Origin of the sequence: Kitasatospora sp. NPDC052868, from assembly GCF_044547105.1 — a bacterium.
Taxonomy (GTDB): domain Bacteria; phylum Actinomycetota; class Actinomycetes; order Streptomycetales; family Streptomycetaceae; genus Kitasatospora.
The window spans coordinates 1-26,670 of sequence record NZ_JBITZW010000002.1 but is presented as its reverse complement, the minus strand read 5'-3'; the positions used below and the strand labels follow the sequence as shown (position 1 = coordinate 26,670).

At 71.9% G+C, this 26,670-nt stretch carries 23 protein-coding genes, 1 rRNA gene and 1 riboswitch; of the genes, 13 read left to right on the top strand and 11 right to left on the bottom strand.

Going from position 1 to position 26,670, the window contains the following annotated elements:
* Positions 1–235 precede the first annotated feature (235 nt).
* From ACIGZJ_RS03780 to ACIGZJ_RS03760, 5 genes are all read left to right on the top strand, one after another.
* Positions 236–1,513 (top strand): extracellular solute-binding protein, encoded by a 1,278-nt coding sequence (locus ACIGZJ_RS03780; RefSeq protein WP_396455770.1) that lies wholly within the window; start codon positions 236–238, stop codon positions 1,511–1,513.
* A gap of 169 nt (positions 1,514–1,682) precedes the next feature.
* Positions 1,683–2,687 carry a carbohydrate ABC transporter permease gene (locus ACIGZJ_RS03775; protein ID WP_392931078.1) on the top strand — a complete coding sequence of 335 codons (1,005 nt, stop codon included), beginning with the start codon at positions 1,683–1,685 and terminating at the stop codon, positions 2,685–2,687.
* A gap of 40 nt (positions 2,688–2,727) precedes the next feature.
* The gene (locus tag ACIGZJ_RS03770) at positions 2,728–3,642 is read left to right on the top strand and encodes a sugar ABC transporter permease (RefSeq protein ID WP_396455769.1); all 915 of its coding nucleotides are present in this window, start codon (positions 2,728–2,730) and stop codon (positions 3,640–3,642) included.
* Between the two features lie 42 nt (positions 3,643–3,684).
* Positions 3,685–5,385: a glycoside hydrolase family 13 protein gene (locus ACIGZJ_RS03765; protein WP_396455768.1), complete on the top strand. Its 1,701-nt coding sequence runs from the start codon at positions 3,685–3,687 to the stop codon at positions 5,383–5,385.
* 25 nt (positions 5,386–5,410) lie between these two features.
* Positions 5,411–6,430, top strand: a complete 1,020-nt coding sequence (locus ACIGZJ_RS03760) for a LacI family DNA-binding transcriptional regulator (protein WP_392931072.1) — start codon at positions 5,411–5,413, stop codon at positions 6,428–6,430.
* Between the two features lie 57 nt (positions 6,431–6,487).
* Here ACIGZJ_RS03760 and ACIGZJ_RS03755 read toward each other — a convergent pair whose 3' ends face one another.
* Both ACIGZJ_RS03755 and ACIGZJ_RS03750 read right to left on the bottom strand, forming a co-directional pair.
* Complete coding sequence (locus ACIGZJ_RS03755; protein ID WP_396455767.1) at positions 6,488–6,688, bottom strand: hypothetical protein; 201 nt, start codon at positions 6,686–6,688, stop codon at positions 6,488–6,490.
* 153 nt (positions 6,689–6,841) lie between these two features.
* A complete protein-coding gene (locus tag ACIGZJ_RS03750; RefSeq protein WP_396455766.1) occupies positions 6,842–8,167 on the bottom strand; it encodes a transglycosylase family protein in 1,326 nt (441 codons plus the stop codon).
* A riboswitch (cyclic di-AMP (ydaO/yuaA leader) is annotated at positions 8,154–8,353 on the bottom strand. Its footprint overlaps the gene before it by 14 nt.
* Positions 8,354–8,705: 352 nt before the next feature.
* Here ACIGZJ_RS03750 and ACIGZJ_RS03745 point away from each other — a divergent pair.
* Positions 8,706–10,841, top strand: a complete 2,136-nt coding sequence (locus ACIGZJ_RS03745; protein WP_396455765.1) for a hypothetical protein — start codon at positions 8,706–8,708, stop codon at positions 10,839–10,841.
* A 161-nt stretch (positions 10,842–11,002) separates the two neighbouring features.
* On the opposite strand, the gene ACIGZJ_RS03740 is transcribed toward ACIGZJ_RS03745, so the two are convergent.
* Positions 11,003–11,893, bottom strand: a complete 891-nt coding sequence (locus ACIGZJ_RS03740; RefSeq protein WP_396455764.1) for a hypothetical protein — start codon at positions 11,891–11,893, stop codon at positions 11,003–11,005.
* Positions 11,894–12,416: 523 nt separating this feature from the next.
* On the opposite strand from ACIGZJ_RS03740, the gene ACIGZJ_RS03735 reads away from it, so the two are divergent.
* Positions 12,417–12,653 (top strand): DUF397 domain-containing protein, encoded by a 237-nt coding sequence (locus ACIGZJ_RS03735; RefSeq protein WP_392932207.1) that lies wholly within the window; start codon positions 12,417–12,419, stop codon positions 12,651–12,653.
* Positions 12,654–12,900: 247 nt separating this feature from the next.
* On the opposite strand, the gene ACIGZJ_RS03730 is transcribed toward ACIGZJ_RS03735, so the two are convergent.
* The gene (locus ACIGZJ_RS03730; RefSeq protein WP_396455763.1) at positions 12,901–13,416 is read right to left on the bottom strand and encodes an ATP-binding protein; all 516 of its coding nucleotides are present in this window, start codon (positions 13,414–13,416) and stop codon (positions 12,901–12,903) included.
* A gap of 417 nt (positions 13,417–13,833) precedes the next feature.
* Between ACIGZJ_RS03730 and ACIGZJ_RS03725 the strand changes: the two genes are divergently transcribed.
* Positions 13,834–14,700 carry a helix-turn-helix domain-containing protein gene (locus tag ACIGZJ_RS03725; RefSeq protein ID WP_396455762.1) on the top strand — a complete coding sequence of 289 codons (867 nt, stop codon included), beginning with the start codon at positions 13,834–13,836 and terminating at the stop codon, positions 14,698–14,700.
* A gap of 80 nt (positions 14,701–14,780) precedes the next feature.
* Here ACIGZJ_RS03725 and ACIGZJ_RS03720 read toward each other — a convergent pair whose 3' ends face one another.
* Both ACIGZJ_RS03720 and ACIGZJ_RS03715 read right to left on the bottom strand, forming a co-directional pair.
* Positions 14,781–15,386, bottom strand: a complete 606-nt coding sequence (locus ACIGZJ_RS03720) for a TetR/AcrR family transcriptional regulator (protein WP_396455761.1) — start codon at positions 15,384–15,386, stop codon at positions 14,781–14,783.
* Between the two features lie 283 nt (positions 15,387–15,669).
* Positions 15,670–17,187 carry an MFS transporter gene (locus tag ACIGZJ_RS03715; RefSeq protein WP_396455760.1) on the bottom strand — a complete coding sequence of 506 codons (1,518 nt, stop codon included), beginning with the start codon at positions 17,185–17,187 and terminating at the stop codon, positions 15,670–15,672.
* An 87-nt stretch (positions 17,188–17,274) separates the two neighbouring features.
* Between ACIGZJ_RS03715 and ACIGZJ_RS03710 the strand changes: the two genes are divergently transcribed.
* A complete protein-coding gene (locus ACIGZJ_RS03710; protein WP_396455759.1) occupies positions 17,275–17,706 on the top strand; it encodes a MarR family winged helix-turn-helix transcriptional regulator in 432 nt (143 codons plus the stop codon).
* Positions 17,707–17,802: 96 nt separating this feature from the next.
* Here the strand turns inward: ACIGZJ_RS03710 and ACIGZJ_RS03705 are convergent, their stop codons facing one another.
* The 5 genes from ACIGZJ_RS03705 to ACIGZJ_RS03685 form a co-directional block, all read right to left on the bottom strand.
* Complete coding sequence (locus ACIGZJ_RS03705) at positions 17,803–18,753, bottom strand: M56 family metallopeptidase (protein WP_396455758.1); 951 nt, start codon at positions 18,751–18,753, stop codon at positions 17,803–17,805.
* Positions 18,754–18,871: 118 nt separating this feature from the next.
* A complete protein-coding gene (locus tag ACIGZJ_RS03700; RefSeq protein ID WP_396455757.1) occupies positions 18,872–19,585 on the bottom strand; it encodes a DUF5134 domain-containing protein in 714 nt (237 codons plus the stop codon).
* 133 nt (positions 19,586–19,718) lie between these two features.
* A complete protein-coding gene (locus ACIGZJ_RS03695) occupies positions 19,719–20,459 on the bottom strand; it encodes an amino acid ABC transporter ATP-binding protein (RefSeq protein WP_396456219.1) in 741 nt (246 codons plus the stop codon).
* 86 nt (positions 20,460–20,545) lie between these two features.
* Positions 20,546–21,448 carry an amino acid ABC transporter permease gene (locus ACIGZJ_RS03690; RefSeq protein ID WP_396456218.1) on the bottom strand — a complete coding sequence of 301 codons (903 nt, stop codon included), beginning with the start codon at positions 21,446–21,448 and terminating at the stop codon, positions 20,546–20,548.
* An 11-nt stretch (positions 21,449–21,459) separates the two neighbouring features.
* Positions 21,460–22,395 (bottom strand): ABC transporter substrate-binding protein, encoded by a 936-nt coding sequence (locus ACIGZJ_RS03685; protein WP_396455756.1) that lies wholly within the window; start codon positions 22,393–22,395, stop codon positions 21,460–21,462.
* 523 nt (positions 22,396–22,918) lie between these two features.
* Between ACIGZJ_RS03685 and ACIGZJ_RS03680 the strand changes: the two genes are divergently transcribed.
* From ACIGZJ_RS03680 to ACIGZJ_RS03665, 4 genes are all read left to right on the top strand, one after another.
* Positions 22,919–24,319, top strand: a complete 1,401-nt coding sequence (locus tag ACIGZJ_RS03680; protein WP_396455755.1) for a DUF6421 family protein — start codon at positions 22,919–22,921, stop codon at positions 24,317–24,319.
* Positions 24,316–25,074: an SDR family NAD(P)-dependent oxidoreductase gene (locus tag ACIGZJ_RS03675; protein ID WP_396455754.1), complete on the top strand. Its 759-nt coding sequence runs from the start codon at positions 24,316–24,318 to the stop codon at positions 25,072–25,074. Before ACIGZJ_RS03680 ends, ACIGZJ_RS03675 begins: the two co-directional genes overlap by 4 nt.
* Positions 25,071–26,162 carry a threonine aldolase family protein gene (locus ACIGZJ_RS03670; RefSeq protein ID WP_396456217.1) on the top strand — a complete coding sequence of 364 codons (1,092 nt, stop codon included), beginning with the start codon at positions 25,071–25,073 and terminating at the stop codon, positions 26,160–26,162. Before ACIGZJ_RS03675 ends, ACIGZJ_RS03670 begins: the two co-directional genes overlap by 4 nt.
* 420 nt (positions 26,163–26,582) lie before the next feature.
* A 16S ribosomal RNA gene (locus tag ACIGZJ_RS03665) occupies positions 26,583–26,670 on the top strand; the annotation flags it as partial.

Sequence of the window (26,670 nt, the reverse complement as noted above, 5' to 3'; positions counted from 1 at the left end):
GGACAAACCGTGGCAAGACCTTCGCCTGTCAACTACCGTGCGGCAACGTCAAGGACACGTGGGCGTAACGATCGCCGTTTCTTGCAGAAACTTGCTGCAAGGACTTTCCGTGGCGATTGCGCCGCTGTTAACTTCCTTCCGAGCCCGACGGCCGGAACGGCGCAGTCGGCACGAGGCAGCCATTATGCGCCTGTCTCCCCCCATCTCGGGCACCCCCACCCTCCAAGGAGTTCTCATGCGGCGTGGCATCGCGGCCTCTGCCCTCGTTGTGGCCCTCGCGGTCTCGATGGCTGCCTGTGGCAGCAGCGGCTCCAGCTCGGACGGCAAGGCCGACGGGCCGGTCACCCTCACCTACTGGGACACCTCGAACGCCACCAACGAGGCGCCGAACTACCAGGAGCTCGCCAAGAAGTTCGAGGCCGCCAACCCGAACGTCAAGGTCGACTTCGTCAACGTGCCGTTCGACCAGGCGCAGAACAAGCTCCAGACCGCCATGGGGGCCAAGGGCGCTCCGGACGTGTTCCGCTCCGAGGTCGGCTGGACCGCCGCCTTCGCCAAGGCCGGCTTCCTGGAGCCGCTGGACGGCACCCCGGCCGCCGCCGACTCCGCCGCCTTCCAGCCGAGCCTGATCCAGCAGGCCAAGTACGAGGGCAAGATCTACGGCGTGCCGCTGGTCACCGACACCCTCGGCCTGCTGTACAACAAGGAGCTCTTCACCAAGGCCGGCATCACCGCCGCCCCCAAGACCTGGGACGAGCTGAAGACCGCCGCCGCCGCGGTCAAGGAGAAGGCCGGCGTGGACGGCTTCTGGCTGCGCGCCGCCGACGGCTACTACGCGATGCCGTTCCTCTTCGGCGAGGGCACCGACACCGTCGACGCCGCCGGCAAGAAGATCACCGTCGCGTCGCCGGAGGCCGTCAAGGCCATCGAGACCTACAAGTCGATGTTCACCGCGCCGGGCACCGCCAAGGCCGACGTCACCACCGACGCCTACGCGCACATGATGGACGCCTTCAACAGCGGCAAGGTCGCCGCCATCATCCAGGGCCCCTGGGAGATCACCAACATCTACAAGGGCTCCGCGTTCTCCGACAAGACCAACCTCGGTATCGCCGCCGTCCCGGCCGGCTCCGCGGGCAAGGCCGGCGCCCCCACCGGCGGCCACAACATCTCCGTCTACGCCGGCGCCGACAAGGCCCACAAGGCCGCGGCGGAGAAGTTCGCCGCCTTCATGACCTCGGCCGAGAGCCAGTCCTTCATCGCGACGAAGAACTCCACCCTGCCGACCCGCGCCGACGCCTTCACCCCCGCGGTCAAGGCCGACCCCGGCATCGCCGGCTTCCAGGCGGTCCTCGACAGCGCCAAGCCGCGCCCCGAACTGCCGGAGTACAGCTCGCTGTTCGCCTCGCTGGGGACCAACCTCGGCAAGGTGGCCCAGGGCGCCGGCACCCAGGACGGCCTGAACACCGTCGCCACCGACTACGCCAAGCTCCTCCCGGGCTTCGCCAAGTAGGCAACGGGGGCCCGTCCGACGGTTCGCGCCGCAACTGCGCGCGGTGGCAACCGTCGGACCGGCCCCGGGCCGTCCGGCCCGCCGCCACCTCCCGGCGGGCCGGACGGCCAGACCCGTAGCAGCAGTCGCCGCAGCGAGGCGGCGGACCTCCCCGAGAAGGTGTCGAACAATGTCAGTCGCCGTGCAGGGCGCCACCGGCCAGGGCAGCCGGGAGCGCGATCCGCGTCCGGGCCTGATGGAGCGCGTCAAGCGCTCGTACGCCAAGCACTGGTACGCCTACGCGATGATCGCGCCGGTCGTGCTGGTCCTCGGCGTCCTGGTGCTGTACCCGCTCGCCGAGGGTCTCTGGCTGACCCTCACCGATGCCAACAGCCTCAACGCCGCCCGCACGATCGGCGTCAACGAGATCCCGGCCAGCTACCAGTTCGTCGGCTTCGACAACTACGCCGACATCCTCTGGGGCCCCGGCTCGTACGACCGCTTCTGGTCGCACTTCGTCTGGACGATCACCTGGACGGCGCTCTGCGTCTTCCTGCACTACACCGTCGGCCTCGGCCTCGCCCTGCTGCTCAACCAGAAGCTGCGCGGACGCGCGGTCTACCGGATGCTGCTCATCCTGCCGTGGGCCGTCCCGACCTTCGTCACCGTCTTCTCCTGGCGCCTGATGCTCGCCGACGGGGGCGCCGTCAACGGCGTCCTCGCCGCCCTGCACCTGCCCGAACCCGGCTGGCTGGACGACCCGTTGGCGCAGAAGGCCGCCGCGATCCTGGTCAACACCTGGGTCGGCGTGCCGTTCATGATGATCTCGCTGCTCGGCGGCCTGCAGTCGATCCCGGCCGAGCTGTACGAGGCCGCGGAGATGGACGGCGCCACCGCCTGGCAGCGGTTCCGCCACGTCACCCTGCCCGGGCTGCGCACCGTCTCCTCGACCGTGGTGCTGCTCGGCGTGATCTGGACCTTCAACCAGTTCGCCGTCATCTTCCTGCTGTTCGGCGCCAACGGCGCTCCCGACGCCCAGCTGCTGGTCACCTGGGCCTACCGGCTCGGCTTCGGCCAGCAGCCGCGGGACTACGCGCAGTCCGCCGCGTACGGCGTGATCCTCCTCTCCATCCTGATCGTCTTCACCGCCTTCTACCGGCGCTGGCTCGCCCGCAACGAGCAGGCCAACGGCTGACCCCGGCGACTCCAGCGACCACGAAGGCAGGTACCCCCCGATGAGCACCACCACCGACCGACCCACCACCCTGGCCACGGGCCCCGCGGCGCCGGCCGCCGCCCGCCCGGCCAAGGTCCGCCGCCGCGGCGAGGCGAGCCCGCTGGCCCGGGCGCTGTCCCACGGCGCGCTGATCCTGGCCAGCCTGATCGCGCTCTTCCCGGTGGTCTGGATCCTCTACGTCTCGCTCGGTCCGGACAAGACGGACTACCTCCACCCCGGCGAGATCCTCGACAAGATGACGCTGTCGAACTACGACAAGGTGCTGTTCGACACCGACTTCTTCCGCTGGTTCGGCAACGCCTTCCTGGTCTCCGGCATCACCACCGTCTTCGGTGTGCTGATCGCCGCCACCACGGGCTACGCCGTCTCCCGGATGCGCTTCCCCGGCCACAAGCCGCTGATGTGGTCGCTGCTGGTCACCCAGATGTTCCCGATCGCGGTGCTGATCGTGCCGATGTACACGATCCTCTCCGAGATCGGCCTGCTGGACAGCTACCTCGGCCTGATCCTGGTCTACTCGACCACCACCGTGCCGTACTGCGCCTGGCTGCTGAAGGGCTACTTCGACACCATCCCGGTGGAGATCGACGAGGCCGGCCGGGTCGACGGGCTGAACCCGTTCGGCACCTTCTGGCGGCTGGTGCTGCCGCTGGCCCGCCCGGGCCTGGCGGTGGCCGCGTTCTACTCCTTCCTCACCGCCTGGGCCGAGGTGGCCTTCGCCTCCACCTTCATGCTCAGCTCCGACAAGTACACCCTCGCCGTCGGCCTGCAGACCTTCGTCAGCGAGCACGACGCGCAGTGGAACCTGATGGCGGCGACCGCCGTACTGATCGCGATCCCGTCCTCGGTCCTCTTCTACCTGGTGCAGCGTCACCTCGTCACCGGCCTGACCGCCGGTGCCTCGAAGTCCTGACCTGCCGCCCGCTCACCGCCTAGTCCCCAAGGGATACCGTCCATGACCCAGAACCTGGCCGACACCTCCCGGCCCGCCGCCGACGCCACCGCTCACAAGGCCAGCGCCGGCGCGTCCAGAGGCTGGTGGCGGGACGCGGTCATCTACCAGGTGTACCCGCGCAGTTTCGCCGACTCCAACGGCGACGGCATGGGCGACCTGCCCGGCATCCGCAGCCGCCTGCCCTACCTGCGGGACCTGGGCGTGGACGCCGTCTGGCTCTCCCCCTTCTACGCCTCCCCGCAGGCGGACGCCGGCTACGACGTCGCCGACTACCGTGCGGTGGACCCGATGTTCGGCACCCTGCTGGACGCCGACGCGCTCATCCGCGACGCCCACGCGCTGGGCCTGCGGATCATCGTGGACCTCGTCCCCAACCACTCCTCGGACCAGCACGAGTGGTTCCAGCGCGCCCTGCGCGAGGGCCCGGCATCGCCGCTGCGCGAGCGCTACCACTTCCGTCCCGGCAAGGGCGAGAACGGCGAACTGCCGCCCAACGACTGGGAGTCCATCTTCGGCGGCCCGGCCTGGACCCGCTCGGCGAACCCGGACGGCACCCCGGGCGACTGGTACCTGCACCTGTTCGCCCCGGAGCAGCCCGACTTCAACTGGGACAGCCCGGCCGTCGCCGACGAGTTCCGCTCGATCCTGCGCTTCTGGCTGGACATGGGCGTCGACGGCTTCCGGATCGACGTCGCGCACGGCATGGTCAAGGCCCCCGGCCTGCCCGACCTCGGCGGCGCCGACCAGCTCAAGCTGCTCGGCAACGACGTGATGCCGTTCTTCGACCAGGACGGCGTGCACGAGATCTACCGCAGCTGGCGCAAGATCCTCGACGAGTACCCGGGCCAGCGGATCGGCGTCGCCGAGGCGTGGACCCCGACCGTCCAGCGCACCGCCAACTACGTCCGCCCCGACGAGCTGCACCAGGCCTTCAACTTCCAGTACCTGGGCACCTCCTGGGACGCCGCCGAGCTGCGCGAGGTGATCGACGTCTCGCTCGACGCGATGCGCCCGGTCGACGCCCCCGCCACCTGGGTGCTCTCCAACCACGACGTCACCCGGCACGCCACCCGGTTCGCCAACCCGCCCGGGCTCGGCACCCAGATCCGCACCGCCGGCGACCGCGCCCTCGGCCTGCGCCGCGCCCGCGCCGCCACCCTGCTGATGCTCGCGCTGCCCGGCTCCGCGTACCTCTACCAGGGCGAGGAACTCGGCCTGCCGGACGTCACCGACCTGCCCGACGAGGTCCGCCAGGACCCGTCGTTCTTCCGCCAGGCCGGCCAGGACGGCTACCGCGACGGCTGCCGGGTGCCGATCCCGTGGTCCGGCACCGAGGCGCCGTACGGCTTCGGGCCGACCGTCGGCGGCCCCAGCTGGCTGCCGCAGCCCGCCGAGTGGGCCGGGCTCAGCGTCGAGGCGCAGACCGGCGACCCGACGTCCACGCTGGAGCTGTACCGCAGCGCGCTGGCCGTCCGCCGCGCGCGGGCCGACCTCGGCGCCGGCACCGCGGTCGAGTGGCTGGACGGCCCCGAGGGCACCCTGGTGTTCCGCCGCGGCTCGTTCGTCTGCACCGTGAACACCACCGCCGAGCCGGTCCGGATAGCCGCGCCCGGCCGTCTGCTGCTCTCCTCCGCGGACGCGGTGGTGGACGGCGGCGAGACGGTGCTCGCTCCGGACAGCACCGACTGGTGGGCGGTCTGACGTGGTTGCAATAAGCTCTGGGACCGTGACTACGGCGCGACTTTCAGACATCGCGGCGCAGGCGGGGGTCAGTGAGGCCACCGTCTCCCGCGTACTCAACGGCAAGGCGAACGTGTCCGCCGCCACCCGGCAGACCGTGCTGGCGGCGCTGGACGTGCTCGGCTACGAGCGCCCCACCCGCCTGCGCCAGCGCAGCGCGGGCCTGATCGGGCTGATCACCCCGGAGCTCAGCAACCCGATCTTCCCCGCGCTGGCGCAGGTGATCGAGCAGGTGCTGAGCCGGCACGGCTTCACGCCGGTGCTCTGCACCCAGACGCCGGGCGGTTCCACCGAGGACGAACTGGTGGAGATGCTGGTCGACCGGGGCGTGGCGGGCATCGTCTTCGTCTCCGGCCTGCACGCCGACACCACCGCCGACCACGACCGGTACGCCCGGCTGACCGGCCGCCAGGTGCCGTTCGTGCTGATCAACGGCTACAGCGAGAAGATCGACGCGCCGTTCATCTCGCCGGACGACCGGGCCGCGATGTGGATGGCCGTCCAGCACCTGGCCGAACTCGGCCACGAGCGGATCGGGTTGGCCGTCGGGCAGCGGCGCTACGTGCCGGTGCTGCGCAAGATCGAGGGCTTCACGGCCGCGATGCGCGAGGTGCTCGGCCGGACCGCCGAGGAGGCCCAGGACCTCGTCCACCACACGCTGTTCAGCGTGGAGGGCGGGCACGCGGCGGCCGGCGCGCTGCTCGACAAGGGCTGCACCGCGATCGTCTGCGGCAGCGACATGATGGCGCTCGGCGCGATCCGCGCGGTGCGCCAGCGCGGGCTCTCGGTGCCGCAGGACGTCTCGGTCGTCGGCTTCGACGACTCGCCGCTCATAGCCTTCACCGAGCCGCCGCTGACCACCATCCGCCAGCCGGTCGAGGCGATGGCCACCGCGGCCGTCGACGCCCTGCTGGAGGAGGTCGGCGCGAACGCCGTCCAGCGCGGGGAGTTCATGTTCCAGCCGGAGCTGGTGATGCGCGGCTCCACCGGCGCCAGGGCCAGGTGAACCGACGAGGGGCCCCCGGAGAGCAGCCGCTCTCCGGGGGCCCCTGCGCGTGCCTGCTCAGCCCTCCTGGGCGGTCGGGCGGTCCGGGGCGACCCGCCGGCCGTCCTCGGAGTCACCGGTGAGGCTCTCGGTGCGCCGGCCCCGGGCCAGGTAGTCGCGCAGGACGAGTTCGACCGCGTCCTGCGGGTTCCTGGTACCGGAGAGCATCATCGCGTCGATGGCGAGATTGGCGTCGAGCGTGACGGTGACCTGGGCCATGGTGACTCCTCCTCGGGGCCGAAGCAGCAGCATGCCCGCTGCGGGCCGATTTGACCATGGCCGAGGGCAGGCCGCGACCCCCGGGGAGGAGCCGACCGGACTCTCCCCGGGGGTCGCGGCGGTTCGGGCCCGTGCGGCCCTACCGCGGGGTGGTCAGACGCGGCCCGCGAAGTCCGGCGCCCAGTTGGCGATGGTCTGGGTGCGGACGCCCGAGCTCGGGTTGGCGGCCTCGACGTACTTGCCGTCGCCGATGTACAGCGCGACGTGGTAGACGCCCGAGTCCTGGCCGTTGTTGGACCAGAACAGCAGGTCGCCCGGCTTGAGGCTGTCCAGCGAGACGTGGGTGCTGGCGGCGGCCTGGTCGGCGGCGACCCGCGGGACGGAGATGCCCGCGGCGCGCAGCGCGGCCTGGGTCAGGCCGGAGCAGTCCCAGCCGCCGTTGCCGGTGCCGCCGTAGACGTATGCCTGGCCGACCTTCGACTGGGCGAAGGAGACCGCGGCGGCCATGCTGCCGGTGGCGGCCTGGGCCGGGGCCGGGGTCTCGGCCTGGGCGGCGGGCTTGGCGGCCGGGGCCTGGGTCTGCGCGGCCGGCTTGGCGGCGGTGGAGCCGGCGGCCTGGTCCGAGGTCGAGGAGGAGCGGTTGAACCAGTCGAAGTTCTTGCCGGACTCCTCGGACTGCTGGGCCTGGCCGCGGTCGCGCAGGGCCAGGTGCTGGCCCGGGTAGATGACGTGCGGGCCGTCGGCCAGGACGTCGCGGTTCAGCTCGTAGAGCCGCTCCCAGCCGCCCTGGACGTTGTTCTTGTCGGCGATCGCGGAGAGCCAGTCACCGGCGATGACGGTGTACTCGGCGGACTTCGCCTGGCCGTCCTGCTGGCGGTACTGCTGCCAGTTCCGGCCGCCCTTGGCGGAGTCGGAGGCGGCCGGCTTGGCGGCGTCCGCGGGGGCCTGGGCCGCGGGCTTGGCGGCGGGGGCCTGGGCCGCGGGCTTGGCGGCGGGGGTGGCCGGCTTGGCGGCCGGGGCGGGGGTCTGCGCGGCCGGCTTGGCGGCGGTCGCACCGGCCGAGGTGTCGACGGCGGCCGGGGTGCCGCCCTTGGTCAGACCGGCCTGGACGGAGCAGACCGGCCAGGCGCCGGGACCCTGCGAGGCGAGCACCTTCTCGGCGATCGAGATCTGCTGGTCCTTGGTGGCCTGGTTGGCCTGCGCGGCGAAGGCGGTGCCGCCGAAGGCGGCCCAGGTGCTGGAGGTGAACTGGAGGCCGCCGTAGAAGCCGTTGCCGGTGTTGATGCTCCAGTTGCCGCCGCTCTCGCACTGGGCGACCTTGTCCCAGGTCGCGACGGAGGCGGCGGAGGCGGTGCCGGAGGTGAGGCAGGGAATCGTGAGGCCGATCCCGACGACGCCGAGGGTGGCGATCGCGCGGCGGGTACGGCTGGACAGGCTGGTGCCGTTGCTGGGCAGCATGGTGACGCGGTCCTCTCCCACGCCTGCGAGGTGAGCTGTCGGATTCGGGCTGGAGTTGCCCGGCCGCGCTGTGGACGCGGCTTCACCCCTAGCCCTGGACCGGTACGGGACCGGTCGAGGGCGACTTACCTGTGGGTCCCCCGCTCCTGCCGTGGTGCGTTCTGCGCTGCCAGCGCAACCGACGGCAGGACTCGGCGTTGCGGATGAGCTGGGTCCGTGTGGCCACGAACGGGGAGCACGTTAAGCAGACTTAAGTTCAAACCGCAAACATGTGTGATGAGCGCCACAGTGTGCCGGTCTGGCCTTTTGTGCCTGTCCATCATGATCAGAAATGACCGTTTTCGAGCAACGCCCTTGCGGGTGAGTGCAACTGCCTATGCTTCAGAGCGTCGCGACCGACGCAGCCGTCTGGGGGGAGGGCTACGCAACGATGGCCATGGACGAGGACCCGCGCGCCGAACGGCCGACCGTCGGGGTGCGGGGAGCGCATCGCCGGGCAAAACGCCACAGTCCGGACATTCCGTCGGCGGCGGCCCGAACTCCCGTACCGCGCCGGACGATGCTGCGCTGGCTCGCCGTCGGCACGGTGTTCTCCGCGATCGCCGGCGAGGAGGTGCTGCGCCGCTCGCTGACCGGGCCGACGCAGCCGGTCGCCGCCACCGGGGCCCCGGCCGCCGGGGAGGCGCCCGGCGGACACCGGCACGGCGGGCCCGCCACCGCCGACCCGTCCGGCCTGTCCGCCGGACCGCCCGAGGGCGGCGGCGACGGCACCGCCGCCGCCCAGGCACCGCCCGGTCAGCCCGCCGCCGCACCCACCGTCGACCAGGGCGGCCGCCGCTGGTCGGATCCGGCCGGCTGGGGCGGCGCCGTCCCCGGCCCGGGGAGCGCCGTCCGGATCACCGACCGGGTGCTGCTCGACACCGACGCCACCGTCGCCTCCCTGCTGGTCGAACCGACCGGAGCGCTGACCTTCGCCGCCGACCGCACGCTCACCCTCGCCTCGGCCGGCAACGTCGAGATCCGCGGCACCCTCGCCCTCGCCCCCGACGGCGCCGCCGTGCACACCGTCCGCTTCCCCGCCGTCGACGAGCGCCGCTTCCAGGGCGACGGCATGCAGGTGGTCGACACCGACACCGGCCTGTGGGTGACCGGCGCCGGCTACCTGCGGCTGGACGGCGCCGCCAAGACCGCCTGGGTGCGCGCCGCCGGCGGCCTGCGGGCCGGCGACGCCTCCGTCAGCCTGGCCGCCGCACCCACGGGTTGGCTGCCCGGCGACGAACTGGCCGTCACCCCGACCGGCCCGCCCGACGAGGACGGCTTCTCCACCCGCTACGACCTGGCCACCGTCCGGTCCGTCAACGGAACCACCGTCACCCTGGACGCCCCGCTGGCCCACCCCCACCCCCGGGTGGCCGCCGGAGGGGGCGTCACCGTCGGCGCCGAGGTGCTCAATCTGACCCGCAGCGTCCGGGTCGAGGGCACCGCCAAGGGCCGCGCCCACGTGCACCTCACCAGCTCCCGGCGCGCCGACGTCCGGCACGCCGCGCTGCGCTGGGTCGGCCCGCGCGCCGACACCAGGGCGACCTGGAACGGCCCGGACGGCGCCGCCCCGGTCACCGCGCCCGTACTCGGCCGGTACGGGCTGCACTTCCACATGCTCGGCGACACCACCCGCGGCACCGTCGTCGAGGGCGTGGTGGTCCGCGACGCCGGCAGCCACGCCTTCGTCCCGCACGCCAGCCACGGCATCACCTTCCGCAGCTGCATCAGCCACGACACCTGGGAGGACGCCTACTGGTGGGACGGCCCGCTGGACACCCGGACCCCGCAGCGCCCGTCCGACGACATCGTGTACGAGTCCTGCGTCGCCTCCCGGACGGTGCTGGAACCGGCCCCCCGGGCCTACCGGCTGACCGGCTTCAACCTCGGGGCCGGCACCGGCGGCAAGGCGCTGGACTGCATCGCGGTCGGCGTCCAGGGCGCCACCGGCGCCTCCGGCTACGAGTGGCCGGAGAACAGCGAGGGCGTCTGGACCTTCCAGCGCTGCCTGGCCCACAACAACCTGCAGGACGGCATCTTCGTCTGGCTGAACGCCCGGCACCACCACGTGGTCACCGAGTTCGCGGCCTACCACAACGGCGGCTGGGGCATCGAGCACGGCGCCTACCTCAACGACTTCGACTACACCGCGAGCGTCCTGTACGGCAACGGCGCCGGTGGAGTGGCCCTGCACGCGCTCGGCCGGGACAGGGGCAGCCTCTTCGACGGGCTGCTGATCGACGCCGCCGGGCAGAGCGACTTCGCCGTGGCCACCGCGAAGCACCAACTCGCGGGGGAGGCCGTCACCTTCAGCCGCAGCCTGTTCACCGGCTACCGCAGGGCCGGCGTCGCCTTCCGGGCCACCGGCGACGGTAAACCGGACGACATCGCGGTACTGGACTGCGAGTTCGGCGGCAACGAGCTCTGGATCGACCCGGAGTCCCAGCCGCCCAGGAGTATCGTGCTGCGCCGGGCCGGGCGGTCCGAGGCCGTCCAGGTGGGCCGGGCGGACGGCGGCGGGGCGGCGCAGCCGCAGTGGAACGCCGTCAGCAACCCGGCCCCGGCCCCCGCCGTGCAGCCGCGGCCGGTACAGCTGCCCGCGCTGCGGCTGAAGGACGCGGCCGCGCCCACCACCCGGGTCGGCGGCCGCGCCTGACCGGCGGGGCCTGTGCGTCGGGTGCTGTGCGTCGGGTGCTGTGCGTCGGGTGCTGTGCGCGTCGGCGGTCCTGCGTCGGCGGGGGTGGAGACGGCCGAAGGGCCCGGAGCGGGGTGCGCTCCGGGCCCTTCGGTCTGCCGGGTGGGCAGGGCTGGACGGCCCTACTCGGCGACGGGCTCCGCGGCCTCGTCGACGGGCGCCTCGAAGACCCGGGCCGGCAGCGCGGCCAGATAGGTGGAGGCGATCAGCTGACCGACGGTCGGGTACCCGCCGAGCGGCGCGGCGCTCGGGCAGCCGGTCTCCTCGGCCGCCGTGGCGAGCAGCTCGGAGTCGGCCTCCGGGCCGATCACCAGCGGGGCCAGCGCCGGGCGCTGCGAGCCGGTCTCCTTGAGGTGGTTGACGGCGGCGGCCACCGAGCCGGGCACGTCGAGCGCGGCGGCGACGACCGGCACGGCCAGCCGGGCGGCCAGCAGCACACCGGTGATCCCGGCCGCGGCGGCCGCCTCCTCGCCACCGACGGTGGTGAGCACGACGCCGTCCGCGGCGGTCGCGATGGCGAACAGCCGGGCGCGGTCGGCGCGGGCGAGGTTGGCTTCGGAGAGCCGCACGTGGACGGCCTCGGCGAGCAGCGGGTGCGGGCCCAGCACATCGGTGACGGGGGCGCCGTAGTGGGCGGCCAGCTCGTGCAGCTCGGTCAGGAAGCCGTGCGGGCCGGGCACGAGGGGAACCACGATCGGCGCGGGCAGCCCGGCCTCGGCGGCGTGGGCCAGCAGCTCGGCGACGGTGAAGTCCTCGCCGGCCCGCTCGCCGTCGGTGCCGCCCGGGAGGTAGCCGGCCGCCGTCTGCACGCCGCTCTGCTCGCTGCGCACGATCGAGAGCAGTTCCTCGACCACGGAGCGGGACTCGGGCCCGGCGGCCGCGGGCACGGCGAGCACCAGGGCCGGGGAGCCGGCGGGGATCTCGGGACGCTCAGGGCGGCGGTGGCGCCCCCGCGCACGGGAGCCTGGGTTGCGGACGGGCAGTGGCGCGCCCGGGATGGCTGCGGTGCTCATGGCGGAGATCGTAGGACATTGACCGGCCGGGCCTGCAGTCGGCTGCCGTTTCGGGAGGGTCTGGATGTTGAAAATCCGGACATTTCCCAACCAATCCCTGCTAGGCCCCCGGTGTCCCTCTTGACGCGTCGGGACGGGTGGTCCGTTGCACCCCGGGTGAGTGAGATGTCTCACAGGGTCCGCGCTGGCTGACGGAGGGTCACGGCGGTGCGACTCCGGGCGTTCGAAGATCAACATTCAGCGGGTGGTCGCCTACGGGCGGTTATCGGCGGCCTGTCGATTCAGTCGACTATGTCCGCTTACGTGCCGTCAGAACGGTCACCTGTGGAGAGTTCCAGTTTGGCTGCGAAGAGCCCGTGCACCTGCAATGTCCCGTGCTGATGCACGTGCACTGGAGCTATCATCACGTCAAGTGAGGCGTTGTGCCGGGCCGGTACGGGGCCGGCCCAGCCGTTGCGGCTGAGGCCGGGGCGCCGAGCTGGACGACCACTCCGGAGCTCTTCGGGAGATTTCTATGCACGACATGTACGACGCGTACAACGGGATGGCGGCTGCAGACCTCAAGGATGTGGTCTGGCAGAAGAGCCTCCACAGCAACTCTCAGGGCAACTGTGTCGAGTTCGCCGCCCTCCCGGGGGGCGATGTGGCGATGCGCAACTCGCGCTTCCCGGACGGTCCGGCGCTCATCTACACCCGAGCCGAGATAGCGGCGCTGCTGCTGGGGGCCAAGGACGGGGAGTTCGACCACCTGGCGGTCTGACCGGCCGTCGCCTTCGCCATCGGGGGGCCGTCGTGGGTGCTGACACCGCGACGGCCTTTAGTCTTTCGGTCACTGCCCGGACCGGCGCCTGCGGTGGCGCCCGCGGTGCTGTCCGGTGGGTGTGACCGTCTCCGGCGTGGCCCGCCCGTGCGCGGCTGCCCGTCGCGCCGTGCGCCCGGAACGGTGTGGTGCGTCCCGGTCCTGCCACTGCCGTCGTCCGTCCGTCCGACCGCCGTCCCCGCCGCTGCTAGGCGGAGCGCCGGTGTCGACCGCCGATCTCCGGTGCCGCGCTCTCCTCCGCCTCGAACAGCGCCCAGACCACCTTGCCGCCGCCCAGCGGATGCCAGCCCCAGGAGCGGCTGAAGGAGTCCACCAGGTGCAGTCCGCGGCCGGATTCGGCGACGAAGTCCGCCTCCCGCGCCACCGGCCCGATACTGCTGGGGTCGCTCACCGCGCACACGATCTGGGGGGCCCGGTGGACCAGGCTTATTCGGATCGGTAGCCGCCCGTCCGGCAGGGCCGGCCCGGGGAGGGCGTCCAGCGCGTGGCCCGACAGGTCGGGCCTGGCGCCGATCGCGTGCCGCAGGGCGTTGGTCACCAGCTCGGAGGCCACCAGTGCGACATCGTCGAACAGCTCGCCCAGTCCCCAGCGCTGAAGAGCGGTCCTGGCGAATTCGCGTGCGGTTCTGACGGCTTCGTAGCGGGGAGCGAGCGTACAGGTGACCACATGGGGGTCGACTGCCAAAGCCGTACCGGTGCTCATGAAGAGCTCCTCCCATAAGGGGGCGGACACGGCTGGACCCGCCGGGGTCATGCCGGTCACCTCCGACTCGCTCGGCCGCACGGCCGCCCCCTCGACCAGGCGCGCGCGCACACGAAGGCCCGGTAACGCGGATGCGCTGCCGGGCTGGTGCACGGAGTCGCGCGTTCGGTCGACGCGGAGCCCGCGGGATTGCCAGGGATGTGCAGGTGCACGTGCACCATGGTCCTCTGCGCTCACTGCAGATGCAAGAGTCGATTCACGTGCAGTCGCACTATTGGCATATGCAAGCGCCGAATGCACGTGCATCCTGGTGTGCGGAGTGCAGAACTGATAGGAACATCCGTCAGTATCGGCACCGTCAGCGCTCAACTGATGGCAGACTGTGCGCTGTTTGCCCTAGGTGGAGGTTTCGACCGCATGACCACAGTTCAGCCGGGCGGCGGCTCGATGGTCCGCCGGATCCTCCTCGGTTCCCAGCTGCGCCGGCTCCGCGAGGGGCGCGGCATCACCCGGGAGGACGCCGGATACGCCATCCGCGCCTCCGAGTCCAAGATCAGCCGCATGGAGCTCGGCCGCGTCAGCTTCAAGGAGCGCGACGTCGCCGACCTGCTCAGCCTGTACGGGGTGGACGACGGCGGCGAGCGGGAGGCCCTGCTCGGGCTGGTCCGCGAGGCCAACAAGTCCGGCTGGTGGCACAGCTTCAACGACGTTCTGCCGGGCTGGTTCCAGACCTACGTGGGTCTGGAGGAGTCCGCCGCGCTGATCCGCACCTACGAGGTGCAGTTCATCCCCGGACTGCTGCAGTCCGAGGAGTACGCGCGGGCGGTTTTCGGCCAGAGTCGGCCGGTCATCTCCGAGGAGGAGCTGGAGAAGCGGGTCAGCCTCCGGCTGCGCCGCCAGAAGCTGCTCGCCGAGGGCAACAGCCCGCGGCTCTGGGCCGTCATCGACGAGGCCGCGCTGCGCCGGCCGGTCGGCGGGCCCAAGGTGATGCGCGGTCAGGTGCAGTACCTGATCGACGTCGCCGAGCAGGCCAACGTGGTGATCCAGGTGATGCCGTTCCGCTTCGGGGCACACGCCGGGGAGTCCGGGGCGTTCACCATCCTGCGGTTCCCGGAGCAGGACCTCGCCGACGTGGTCTACCTGGAGCAGCTCACCAGTGCGCTGTACCTCGACAAGCGCGACGACGTGGACGCCTACATCCAGGTCATGGAGCGGCTCTGCGTGGACAGCCTGACGCCCGAGCGCACCATCGACCTGCTCGCCTCGATCCTCAAGGAGCGGTAGGCCCGGGATCCCGGGGGCTGGTCCCGTCCGGCCGGACAGGACCAGCCCCCGACGGGCGGCGAACGGCCGCCGGCCCGGGTTCACCCCCGGGCCGGCGGCCGTTCGCGCTCCGGCGGCAGCGACTGCGGCGGGCAGCCGAGCGCCCAGGCGAGGCCGTAGAGGCGGAACAGGTCGGCCCGGATCAGCGGCAGCGGAAGCTCGGCCCCCGGGAGCAGCAGGCCTATGCAGCCGCCCATCAGCGCGCTGCGCAGCACCGCGTGCTCGGCGATCGGGTCCGTCGCGCCCCACTCGCGCACCAGCCCCTGGAGGATCGCCGCCACCTGCTGCTGCTCGGGGTCCTGGACGAAGGTCCCGGTGTCCGGGTCCAGGATCAGTGCCAGATGCGAGCGCATCACCCGCGGGTGGTCCAGCGCCAGGCCGAGGACGGTGTCGATGCCCCGGGCCAGCCGTGCGTCCGGCGAGGCGTCCGCGGGCAGTTCGCCCAGGTTCGCGGAGAGCGCCTGGTGGATCATCCGGTGCGTGGCCGACTGCATCAGCAGCCGTTTGCCGTCGAAGTAGTAGGAGAGCAGTCCGCGGGCGAGCCCGGCCCGCTCTGCGATGTCGGTCAGCGTGGTTCCCGCGTATCCGTGCTGGTCGACCAGCTCGACGGTGGCGCGCATGATGCGCCGGCGGGAGCGTTGACGCATTTCCTCATTGACCGAATCCCCGCGAGGTGCCATCGTGTCAGCTCCGTAGGTTCGTTGGCTCTCGGCCAATATACTGGCGGAGCGAGCGGTCGAACCGGTGAACCCCGTAGTCGGGGTGCCGCGGGCCGGCTCGTACGGAGGTGCCGGCTCCACCAACACGGGGGTTTGGTGGAGTCGGCACCCTTTTGTCTGCGGGCGGGGCTGAAACCGGGACCTCGGGCCCGGGCCCGGGCCCAGGCCCAGGCCCAGGCCCGGGCCCGAGGTCCCGGGCCCGGAGCCCTGGTCAGCTCTTGCTCAGGACCTCGCCGCGGTCGTCGGCCAGATCCACCGGCGGGTAGTCGTAGTCCGGCACCGACACGGGGGCCGCGCCCTTGCGCCGCCGGTCGAGCACGGCGCCCACGGCGGCGATCACGAAGCCCAGCAGGGCGACCGCGGTGACCAGGACCAGCGCGGGCCGGTAGCCGTCCAGTTGGGCCTGCGGGCTGTCGCCGCCGCCGCTGCCGGCGGTGATCATCGCGGTGCCGCCGGCGAGCACGACCGCGGTGCCCACCTGGATCGCGGTGTTGACCAGCCCGGAAGCCAGGCCCTGCTCCTTGTCGTCGACGCCGTCGGTGGCGGCGATGTTCACCGAGGGGAAGGCGAGGGCGAAGCCGACGCCCAGCAGGAGCATGGACGGCAGCACCAGGGCGACATAGGAGCTGTGCTCGTCCAGCCGCAGGAACAGGGCGAAGGCGGCGGCCAGCGACAGCAGGCCGATCGGCAGCAGCCGTCCGGTGCCGAAGCGGTCCACGACCGGTCCCATGAAGGGGGCCGACAGCGCGATGAAGGCGCCGGCCGGCAGCAGTCCGAGGGCCATCTCCAGGGCCGACCAGCCGAGCAGGTGCTGCAGGTAGAGCGTGACGACGAACTGGAACCCGCCGTAGGCGCCGGTCATGGCGAACGCGATCACGTTGGCCCGGGCGACCGAGCCGTTGCGGAAGATCCCGAGCCGGACCAGCGGGTGCGCGGTGCGGCTCTCGATCGCCAGGAAGGCGGCGGCGAGCAGGGCGACCACGGCGAGCGAGCCGAGGGTGCGCAGGCTCAGCCAGCCCGCGCCCTGGGCCTCGGTGACGGTGAAGACGAGCAGCAGCACGGTGAGGGTGCCGGTGATGGCGCCCGCCACGTCGTAGCCGCCCTTGGCGCGCTCCTCGACCTGGCGCGGCAGCAGCTTGACGGCGAAGGCCAGGGCGAGCAGGGCGACCGGGACGGGCATCAGGAAGGTCCAGCGCCAGCCGACCGAGGTGAGCAGGCCGCTGAGCACCAGGCCGAGGGAGAAGCCGCTGGCGCCGCAGGTGGTGTAGATCGACAGCGCCCGGTTGCGGGCGGGGCCCTCGGCGAAGGTGGTGGTGATGATCGACAGGCCGGCGGGCGCGGTGAAGGCGGCGCTGACCCCCTTGAGGAAGCGGGCGGCGATCAGCAGGGCGCCGTCGTCGACCAGGCCGCCGGCCAGCGAGGCGGCGGCGAACACGGCCAGCGCGACCAGGAAGACCCGGCGGCGGCCGAGCAGGTCGGCGGCGCGTCCGCCGAGCAGCAGCAGGCCGCCGTAGCCGAGCACGTAGCCGGAGACCACCCACTGCAGGGTGGAGGTGGAGAGGTTCAGTTCGGAGCCGATGGACGGGAGGGCTACGCCCACCATGGAGACGTCCAGGGCGTCCAGGAACATCGCGGCACAGAGCACGATGAGGGTGCCCCAGAGGCGGGGAGTCCAGGCTGGCCCGCTGGTTGATGGGCCGTCAGATCGGGTGGCGGTCGCGGTGGTCATGGGGAGGACACTACATGCACATGCATTCAATGCAAGTGAATAAGATGTTAACGCATTAAGTGCTTCTGCATGTGGTACTGTGGACAGGTGACTGAACTCGACTCCGACGCGGATGTGGACCTGGTCGCGTCCTGGCGCGCCCTGCTGGCCCGGCATGCCGCCACGTCCTGCCTGCTCGACCGCGAGCTGGGGGAGAAGCACGGCCTGGGCATGAGCGAGTTCGAGGTGCTGGAACGCCTGGTCGAGGAGCGGAACGCGGACACCGCCCACACGCTGCGGGTGCAGGAGCTGGCCGACACCGTGCACCTGAGCCAGAGCGCGCTCTCCCGGCTGATCGGCCGGCTGGAGAAGGCGGGGCTGGTGACGCGCACGATGTGCCCGGACGACCGGCGCGGCATCCAGGTCGCACTGACCGAGGACGGCTGTCGGCGCTACGCCGAGGCCCGCCCGCTGCACCGCGAGGTGCTCGCGCTCACCCTCGGCGGACCGCTGGAGGGCGGCTGCCGGCAGGGCTCTTGACGGTTGGGCCCCTGACGGCAGGACCCCTGACGGCAGGACTCCCGGCGGCAGGGCTCCCGGTGGCGCCCGAACCGGCCTGACGGTTCGTCTGTTCCCTTACCGGATCAGGCTGGAGAGCCCCGGAGCGGCGGCCAGCAGCACGGCCGTCGCGGGTGCGCCGAGGGCGGCGACGGTCAGCCGGAGCCGGTGCACCACGGGCAGCCGGGGCTGACCGGCGAGCAGCCGGTCCACCCGCTTCGGGGACTGCGCCAGGCCGGGCGGGCAGGAGCCGAACACCCCGCGGTCCAGGTTGAGTTCGGCCAGCGCCAGGGCCGTGGTGTGCCGGCCGTGCCGGCGGGCCGCCCGGTCGTCCGCGGCGAGCTCCACCAACTCGCCCACCTGGTCCCGGAATGCGCTGAACACCCCGACTCCGGGGAAGCCCGAGGCGAGCGCCTGGGCGCACTGCGAGAGCCAGTGGTGCCGGGCGCGGACGTGCCCGCGCTCATGGCTCAGCACGGCGGCCAACTCCCGGTCGGTCAGCTGCTGGAGCGCGCCCGTGGTGACCACCAGCCGGGAGTTGTGGCCGGGCAGTGACCAGGCCTCCGGGCGGACGTTCTCCAACACCACCAGGCGCTCCCGGCGTTGCCGAACGCTCTCCATCGACTCCGGCAGAGCGGGGGAGCGGCTGGCCAGTTGGGCGTGCCGCCGGTTGCGCAGCGCCTTCGCCGAGCGGACCTCGCGGGTCAGCGCCAGCAGCGTCTGCACCCCGCCCGCCGCCAGGACCGCCGCGCACAGCCGGCCCCAGCCCTCGGCCTCGTGCAGCCCGTAGGCGGCCTCCACACCGTGCGGCGCACCCGCGAACACCAGGGCGCGCAGCTCCGGCAGTGCCGCCGAGGCGGCCAGGACCAGGCTCAGCGCGCAGCACAGCAGGACGGCCACCACCAGGCACTGCCACGCCAGCAGCGCCAGCACGGGCTCCCGCTCCGCCCAGCGGGCCCGGGCCAGCAGCCGGGGCGCCACGGTCGAGAGCAGCAGTCCGAGCAGCAGCAGGCCGAGCAGGGCCGTCATGGCATGGGCTCCCCGAGTACGCACGGAACGCGACAACGCGCTCCCTGCCAACCTACGGGCTGCCGACGCCCGGTGGAACGCCTTTCGGCCGCCCAGTGACCAACGCCACGCGGGGGGTTCACAAGGTCAGCAGCATCGCGAACATGCCGATCCCCATCGACAGGCGGCAGGCCCGGGTCAGTCCGGCGGCGCCGGAGAGCAGCCCGCCCGCCGGGGTGGTCAGCAGTCTGCTTCCGGTCCAGAGGGAGTAGCCGCCGAAGTACAGCAGGAGCACGCCGGTGAGCAGCGGTGTGCCCGCGGCCGCGCTGTGGTGGGTATGGGTGCCGGCGGGCGCGGCGGCCATGGCGAGCGCCATGTACGTCATCGCCAGCGCCCCGACCGCATGGTGCAACCGGTGCGTCCGCCGGGCCGGTGCGGTCGGCGCCGTCGGTGTGGCCGGTGCGGTCGGCGCCGTCGACACCGTCGGTGCGGCGGCGCCGAGCAGGAAGGCGACGGCCGGTACGCCGAACAGCCAGGCCCAGAGCGTGGCCGGCACCACCCCTCCGGTGACGGCCATCGCGGCCATGCCGAGGCCCATCAGCGCCTCGGCGGCGTCGGACTCGTGGGCGAGCAGCCGGTGCACGCCGCGGCCCGGCCCGGACCGGCCGGCTCCGCCGCCGTGTCGGTCGCCGCCGTGTCGGTCGCCGCCATGCCGGTCGTCGGCGGGCCGGTGGTCGGCGAGCCGGTCACCGTGGGCCGTACAGGGTGAGCGGCGCAGCCGGGTCAGGCAGTAGGCCCCGGAGGCCGCGGTGAGAGCGGCCAGCAGCCAGCTGACCAGGACCGGTCCGTGCAACGGCGTCCTCCCCCGAGCGGCGCGTACGGGCGTACCGTCCACGATCACCGCTCGGGGCCCCGCTGAGCAGGGCGTGCGCAGGGCGCACGGTGGCGCCCGTCGGAGTGAACCCTCCGGCGGGCGCCGTCCACGGTTACGGGTGCAGCCGCCCGGAGGCGACGATCCGGCTGAGGAACCGTCTGGTCCGCTCCTGCTGCGGGTCGCCGAACACCTGCTCCGGCGGCCCCTGTTCGAGCACCACCCCGGCGTCCAGGAAGCAGACCTGGTCGGCGACCTCGCGGGCGAAGCCCATCTCGTGGGTGGAGAGCACCATCGTCATGCCCTGCTCCTTGAGGTCGCGGACCACCGCCAGCACCTCGCCGACCAGCTCCGGGTCGAGCGCGGCGGTGATTTCGTCGAGCAGCAGCAGCCGGGGCCCGGTGGCCAGCGCCCGGACGATGGCCACCCGCTGCTGCTGGCCGCCGGAGAGCCGGTCCGGGTACTCCCGGGACTTCGCCGCCAGCCCGAGCCGCTCCAGCAGCTCCAGCGCCCGCCCCTCGGCCTCGGCCCGGGACAGGCCGTGCACCCGGCGCGGGGCCAGGGTGATGTTCTCCAGCACGGTCATATGCGGGAACAGGTTGTACGACTGGAACACGACGCCGATCCGGCGGCGTACGGCGTCCTCGTCCGTCCGCGGGTCGGTGATCTCCTCGCCGTCGAGGAAGATCGCGCCGTCGTCGATCTCCTCCAGCAGGTTGGCGCACCGCATCAGCGTGGACTTGCCGGAGCCGGACGCCCCGATCAGGGCCGTCACCGAGTGCTCGGGCACGGCCAGGTCCACGTCGCGCAGCACCACCTGGGTGCCGAAGGCCTTGCGGACCGACTCCAACCGCAGGACCGGTCCGGCGGCCGGAGTCGGGTCCGCCGTCCCGGCCCGGTCGGCCGCCCCGGCCCGGTCCGCCGGGACACCGTTGTCGGTGGTCACACCGCACCTCCCTGGTGCTGACGGCGGTTCATCCGGGCGGTCATCCAGTCGGTGAGGCGGGTGAGCGGGATGGTCAGCGCGATGAACACCAGCGCCGCCACCACGTACGGGGTGTAGTTGAACGCCCGGGAGGCGATGATCTTCGCCGCGTACACCGCGTCGATCGCCCCGCCGATGGACACCAGGCCGGTGTCCTTCTGCAGGCTGACCAGGTTGTTCAGCAGCGGCGGCACCACCCGGCGCACCGCCTGCGGCAGCACCACGTACCGCATCGCCTGGGCGTTGCTCAGGCCCAGCGACCGGGCGGCCGCCCGCTGGCTCGGGTGCACCGAGTCGATGCCGGCCCGGAACACCTCGGACACGTACGCCGAGTACGTCAGCACCAGCGCCGCGCCGCCGAGCAGCAGCGGGTCGGTGGTCACCCCCGCCAGCCGTAGCGCCGGCACCCCGGTGATCATGATCAGCAGGCAGATGATCATCGGCAGGCCGAGGAAGAAGTCCACGTACGCCGTGGCCAGCAGCCGGACCGGCAGGAAGACCGGTCCGCGCAGTGTCCGCAGCACCGCCAGCAGCAGGCCGAAGACCAGGATCAGCGCCCCGCAGCCGAGCATCAGCTCCAGGTTGATCCGCAGGCCCTTCAGCACCTCGGGCAGCGCCCGGCGGGCGTACTCGGCGTTGAAGAAGGTCTCCCGGGTGCGCTCCCACCCGGGGGAGCTCACCACCAGCAGGTACAGCGCGACCGCCGTCACCAGGGTCGAGGCGCCGGCGATCAGCGCCGAGCGGCGGGCCCGCCGCCGCCGGTACGCCTGGTGCGCCAGCCGGCGCTCGGACGGGCGGTAGTCGTCGTCCGGCCCGGTCGGCGCCTCCTTGCGCAGGGCGCTCGCGGACTCGGTGCCCATCGCGGCGTCGCTCACTTCAGCACGGGCGCGGCGACGGCGTCGGAGAGCCACTGCTTCTCCAGGCCCGCCAGCGTCCCGTCCGCCCGCAGGGCGTCCACCGCCTGCGTCACGCAGCCGGTCAGCTTGGAGCCCTTGTCCAGCACCAGGCCGAACTGCTCACCCTGCGAGCCGCCCTGCGACGAGCCCGGTGATGCGCTCTGCGACGATCCCTGTGACGAGCCCTGCGACGCGCCCTCGAACTGGCCGACCACCTGGGCGTCCGTCACCTCGGCGCCGGTGATGTAGAAGGCCGTCGGCAGATCCACCACCAGCGCCTCGACCTGGCCGTTCTTCAGCGCGGCCTTCGCCAGGTCGTTGGAGTCGAAGACGGCGGGCTGGGTGCTCGGCTTGATGGTGTCCGTGACCACGTCCAGGCTGGTCGTGCCGACCTGCGCGCCCAGCTTGGCGCCCTTCAGGTCGGCGATGCTCCTGGCCCCCGCGGCCTTGGAGTTCTTCAGTGCGATCACCGCCTGGCGCACGTCGTAGTAGCCGGAGGAGAAGTCCACCGCCTGCTTGCGCTCGGCGCTGATCGACACCTGGTTGATGTCGAAGTCGAAGTCCTTGGCACCGGGCGTGGTCGCCTTGCCGAACGGCGCCACCACCCAGGTCACCTTCTCCTTGGGGTAGCCCAGCTTCGCCGCGACCGCGTACGCCACCGCGGACTCGAAGCCCTTGCCGTTCTCCGGCTTGTCCTCGGAGAACCACGGGTCGTACGCGGGCTTGTCGGTGCCGACCGTCAGCGTGCCCGCGGTGCGGGTGGCCAGTGCACCCGGCGCGCAGCCGCCCGCGCCGCCCGAGGCGGCGGTGTCGGAGTTCGCGTCCTGCGGGGCGCACGCGGTCAGCGCGGCCGCGGCGGCCAGCAGTACGGCCGGCGGCAGTGCGAAGAGCGGCTTGCGGAGGGAGGACATGGCAGGCTCCAGGGAGAGGACCGGGCAAGGGGGAGGCGGTGCGATGCGGTGCTGTGCTGTGCAGGGCGGTGCAGTGCGAGGCGGTGCAGTGCGGTGCGAGGCGCAGGGGGCGCTGTGGGTGGACCGCGCCTCGGCGGGTCACTTCCCCCCGGTGGCGGCGCCGGAACACAGGCGGCATGGTCGGCGTACGGGGCCGCATCCGCGGTGCCCCCCGAGCCGGATCAGCAGCAGCGGCAGAGGCCGCGCGCACAACCGCAGGCGTGACAACACGAGGGCACCCGGTGCAGGTCGATGTGGCGCCGGGCCACCAGGATCACCGCCGGGAACATGGCGGGAGGTTCGCATCCCCACGGTGTCGCTGTCCAGAACATCCAGATACCTGTCCACATGCCGGACATCCGGTGCAGGCCCCCGCCGCAGGGGCAGCCTCGGGACGATTGCCGGTGGAGCCCCCCTTGAACAGCAGAACCTTTCGTACTTATGGTGTTCTCGTTGAAATAACTCCTGTCGAAGTGAGTCCACGATGCAGAATCTTTCGCCAAGGCTCGCTGCGGCGGCCGACGCCCCGCTCTCGAACCACGCCGGCCACCCGGCCTGGCTGCGCCTCAAGGACGCCGTCGAGGGTCTGCGCCCGCTGCAGTCCAAGGACGGCTCGATCGACCTGGCCGCCGTCCAGCGGCACGCGGTCGACCCGCTGGTGGCCACCGTCCGCAGCGCCGTGGAGGAGCTCGCCCCGCTCTTCCCGCACGATGCCGCCTACCTGGCCGCCGTCGACTCCGACCTCGCCAAGTGGGCCGACACCGGCTACCGGGAGCCCGACTTCCTGGACTCGCTGCTCGCCTTCCAGCCCGCCGAGCAGCGCGAGGACGGCCTGGAGCACCTCGTCGTCTTCCCGATGTACACGCAGAACGGCAACCCGGACCGCAACCTCGAGGCGGTCCTGCTGCGCGTGGTGTGGCCCGACTGGCTGGCCGAGCTGGAGCGGACCCGCTTCGACAACCCGATGTTCGTGCCGATCACCTTCACCGACTTCACGGCCGGCTACGACACCAACTCCGCCGTCCTCTTCCCCGAGACCGTGGCCGTGCGCAAGGCGCCGGAACGTTTCACCTGGGGCGGCATCTTCTGCGACCGCGAGGCCGCCCGCTTCCGTGCCGTCTCCACCAGCGCCGTCCAGCTGCTCGGCCTGGAGATCCCGGCCGACGCCGAGGGCCTGCTGCAGGACCAGGAGCGCGCCCAGCAGACCTTCGTCCTGTGGGACCTCGTCCACGACCGCACCCACAGCCACGGCGACCTGCCGTTCGACCCCTTCATGATCAAGCAGCGCAGCCCGTTCTGGATGTACGGCCTGGAGGAGCTCCGCTGCGACCTCACCGCCTTCAAGGAGGCCGTGAAGCTGCAGGCCGAGGGCTACGACCAGGGCCGCGACGTCCAGTACGCGATCCTCTTCGACCGGATGTTCCGCTTCCCGGTCAGCGGCGACCGCGTCCGCAACTACGACGGCATGGGCGGCCAGCTGCTCTTCGCCTACCTGCACAAGCACGACGCGCTGCGCTGGCGTGACAACCGCCTCAGCATCGACTGGGACCGCGTCGCCGAGGTCACCAACGCGCTCTGCGGCGAGATCGAGACCCTGTACCGCGACGGCATCGACCGCCCCAAGACCGCCCACTGGATCGCGGCCTACCAGCTGGTCTCGCGCTACCTCACCCCGCACCCCGCCTCCACCTGGGCGAAGGGCACCGACGCGCTGCCGCTCGACATCTCCGAGGGCAAGGCGCTGAACAAGGCCCTGTGCGACGCCGTCCACCCGGACGAGTTCCCGCTGAGCATGTTCTACGAGGCCCTTTCCAAGAAGCTCAGCGGCGTCATCGCCGCCACCACCGGCATCACCGGCGCCGGCATCCAGGGAGTCGCCGCATGACCACCGCATCCGCCAAGCCCCTCACCGGCAAGGTCATCGCCGTCGCCGGAGCCAGCGGCCCGGCCGGCCAGGCCGTCCTGCGCCGCCTCGCGGCCGACGGCGCCACCGTGATCGGCGCCGACATCGACGCGCAGCGGCTGGAGAAGGCGCTCGACGCCGTGCGCGGGGCCGTCCCCGGCGCACGGGTCAGCGGGCAGGTCATCGACCTGCTCGACCCGCAGGAGGTCCACGACTGGGCCGACCACCTGGAGGCCGAGCACGGCCACGTCGACGGCCTGTTCCACCTGGTCGGCGGCTGGCGCGGCAGCAAGAGGTTCTTCGACACCCGGATCGACGACTGGGACTTCCTGCACGACACCGTGGTGCGCACGCTCCAGCACACCTCGCTGGCCTTCCAGCCGGCCCTGGTCCGCAGCGAGTCCGGCCGGTACGCCATGATCTCCGCCTCCTCGGCCCACAAGCCGACCTCCGGCGGCGCCGCCTACGCGGCGGCCAAGGCCGCCACCGAGGCCTGGACCCTCGCCATGGCCGACTCCTTCAAGAAGGAGACGACCTCGGCCGATGGCGAGCCCACTGCCGCGGCTGCGATCCTGGTGATCAAGGCGCTGGTCAGTCCCGAGATGCGGGCCGAGAAGCCGGAGGCGAAGTTCGCCGGTTTCACGGACACCGCCGACCTCGCCGACCACCTCGCGGGCCTCTGGGACCGCCCCGCAGCAGCACTGAACGGACAGCACCTGTGGCTGACAGCCCGATGACCGACCCCACCTCCACGACGGAGTCCCGTACGGACGCCGTACGGCGGCACGACCCCTCCGTCCGCGGTTTCGCCAGCGACAACTACGCCGGCGTGCACCCGGAGATCCTCGCCGCGATAGCCCTCGCCAACGGCGGCCACCAGGTCGCGTACGGCGAGGACGACTACACGGCGCACCTGCAGGAGGTGTTCCGCAAGCACTTCGGGGACAAGGCCGAGGCGTACCCCGTCTTCAACGGCACCGGCGCCAACGTCACCGCCCTCCAGGCCCTGCTCCCGCGTTGGGGCGCGGTGATCGCGGCCGACAGCGCCCACATCAACGTGGACGAGGGCGGCGCCCCGGAGAAGATGGGCGGCATCAAGCTGCTCACCGTTCCCACCCCGGACGGCAAGCTCACCCCCGAGCTCATCGATCAGCAGGCCTGGGGCTGGGGGGACGAGCACCGGGCGCAGCCGCTGGTGGTCTCGATCACCCAGAGCACCGAGCTCGGCACCCTCTACACCGCGGACGAGATCCGGGACATCGTCGACCACGCCCACCAGCACGGCATGCTGGTCCACGTGGACGGCTCGCGCCTGGGCAACGCCGCCGCCTCGCTCGGTCTGCCGCTGCGGGCGTTCACCACGGACGTCGGCGTGGACGTGCTGTCCTTCGGCGGTACGAAGAACGGCCTGCTGTTCGGCGAGTGCGTGGTCGTGCTCAACCCCGAGCAGGTCCGGAACATCAAGTACCTGCGCAAGACCTCGATGCAGCTCGCGTCGAAGATGCGCTTCGTGTCCGTGCAGTTCGAGGCGCTGCTGACCGGCGACCTGTGGCTGCGCAATGCGGGGCACGCCAACGCGATGGCCCGCCGGCTGGAGACCGCCGTCCGGGAGATCGACGGCGTGACGATCGTCCGCCCGGTCGAGGCGAACGCGGTCTTCGCGATCCTCCCGCGCGAGGTGAGCGAGCGGCTGCAGAAGCGTTACCGCTTCTACTTCTGGAACGAGCACACCGGAGAGGTGCGCTGGATGTGCGCCTTCGACACCACGGAGGCCGACATCGACGCCTTCGCGGCGGCCATCGTCGAGGAGATGGGCCGCGCCTGACGGCGTTCGAGCAGCTGATCGTCCCGTCCCGCGTATGTGGGGCGGGACGATTTGCTTGTGACGGTCCCGTCCCCGTACAGTTCCGGAGTCGCACCGAGAGGGGCGGCGGAAAGCAAGTCCGATGAATGAAACTCCGGAAAACGGGGCGGAAAACATCTGATAAGCTTCAAACACGAAAGAACGAAGCGCCCGGAGGGCCCGCTGGAAGGCGGTCCGAAGGAAGTGTCCGTTCCTTGAGAACTCAACAGCGTGCCAAAAGTCAACGCCAGATATGTTGACATCCCCGGCCTCGATCGTCTGATCGGGGTTGGAGATTCCTTTTGAAGTAAAACACTAGCGAGGACGCAGTGCGCGGGATCACCCTATTCCGGTGGTTGCCGTGCCGCTCGACGCGAGTGCTCGCCGGATTACCGGCAGACATTCACGGAGAGTTTGATCCTGGCTCAGGACGAACGCTGGCGGCGTGCTTAACACATGCAAGTCGAACGGTGAAGCCCTTCGGGGTGGA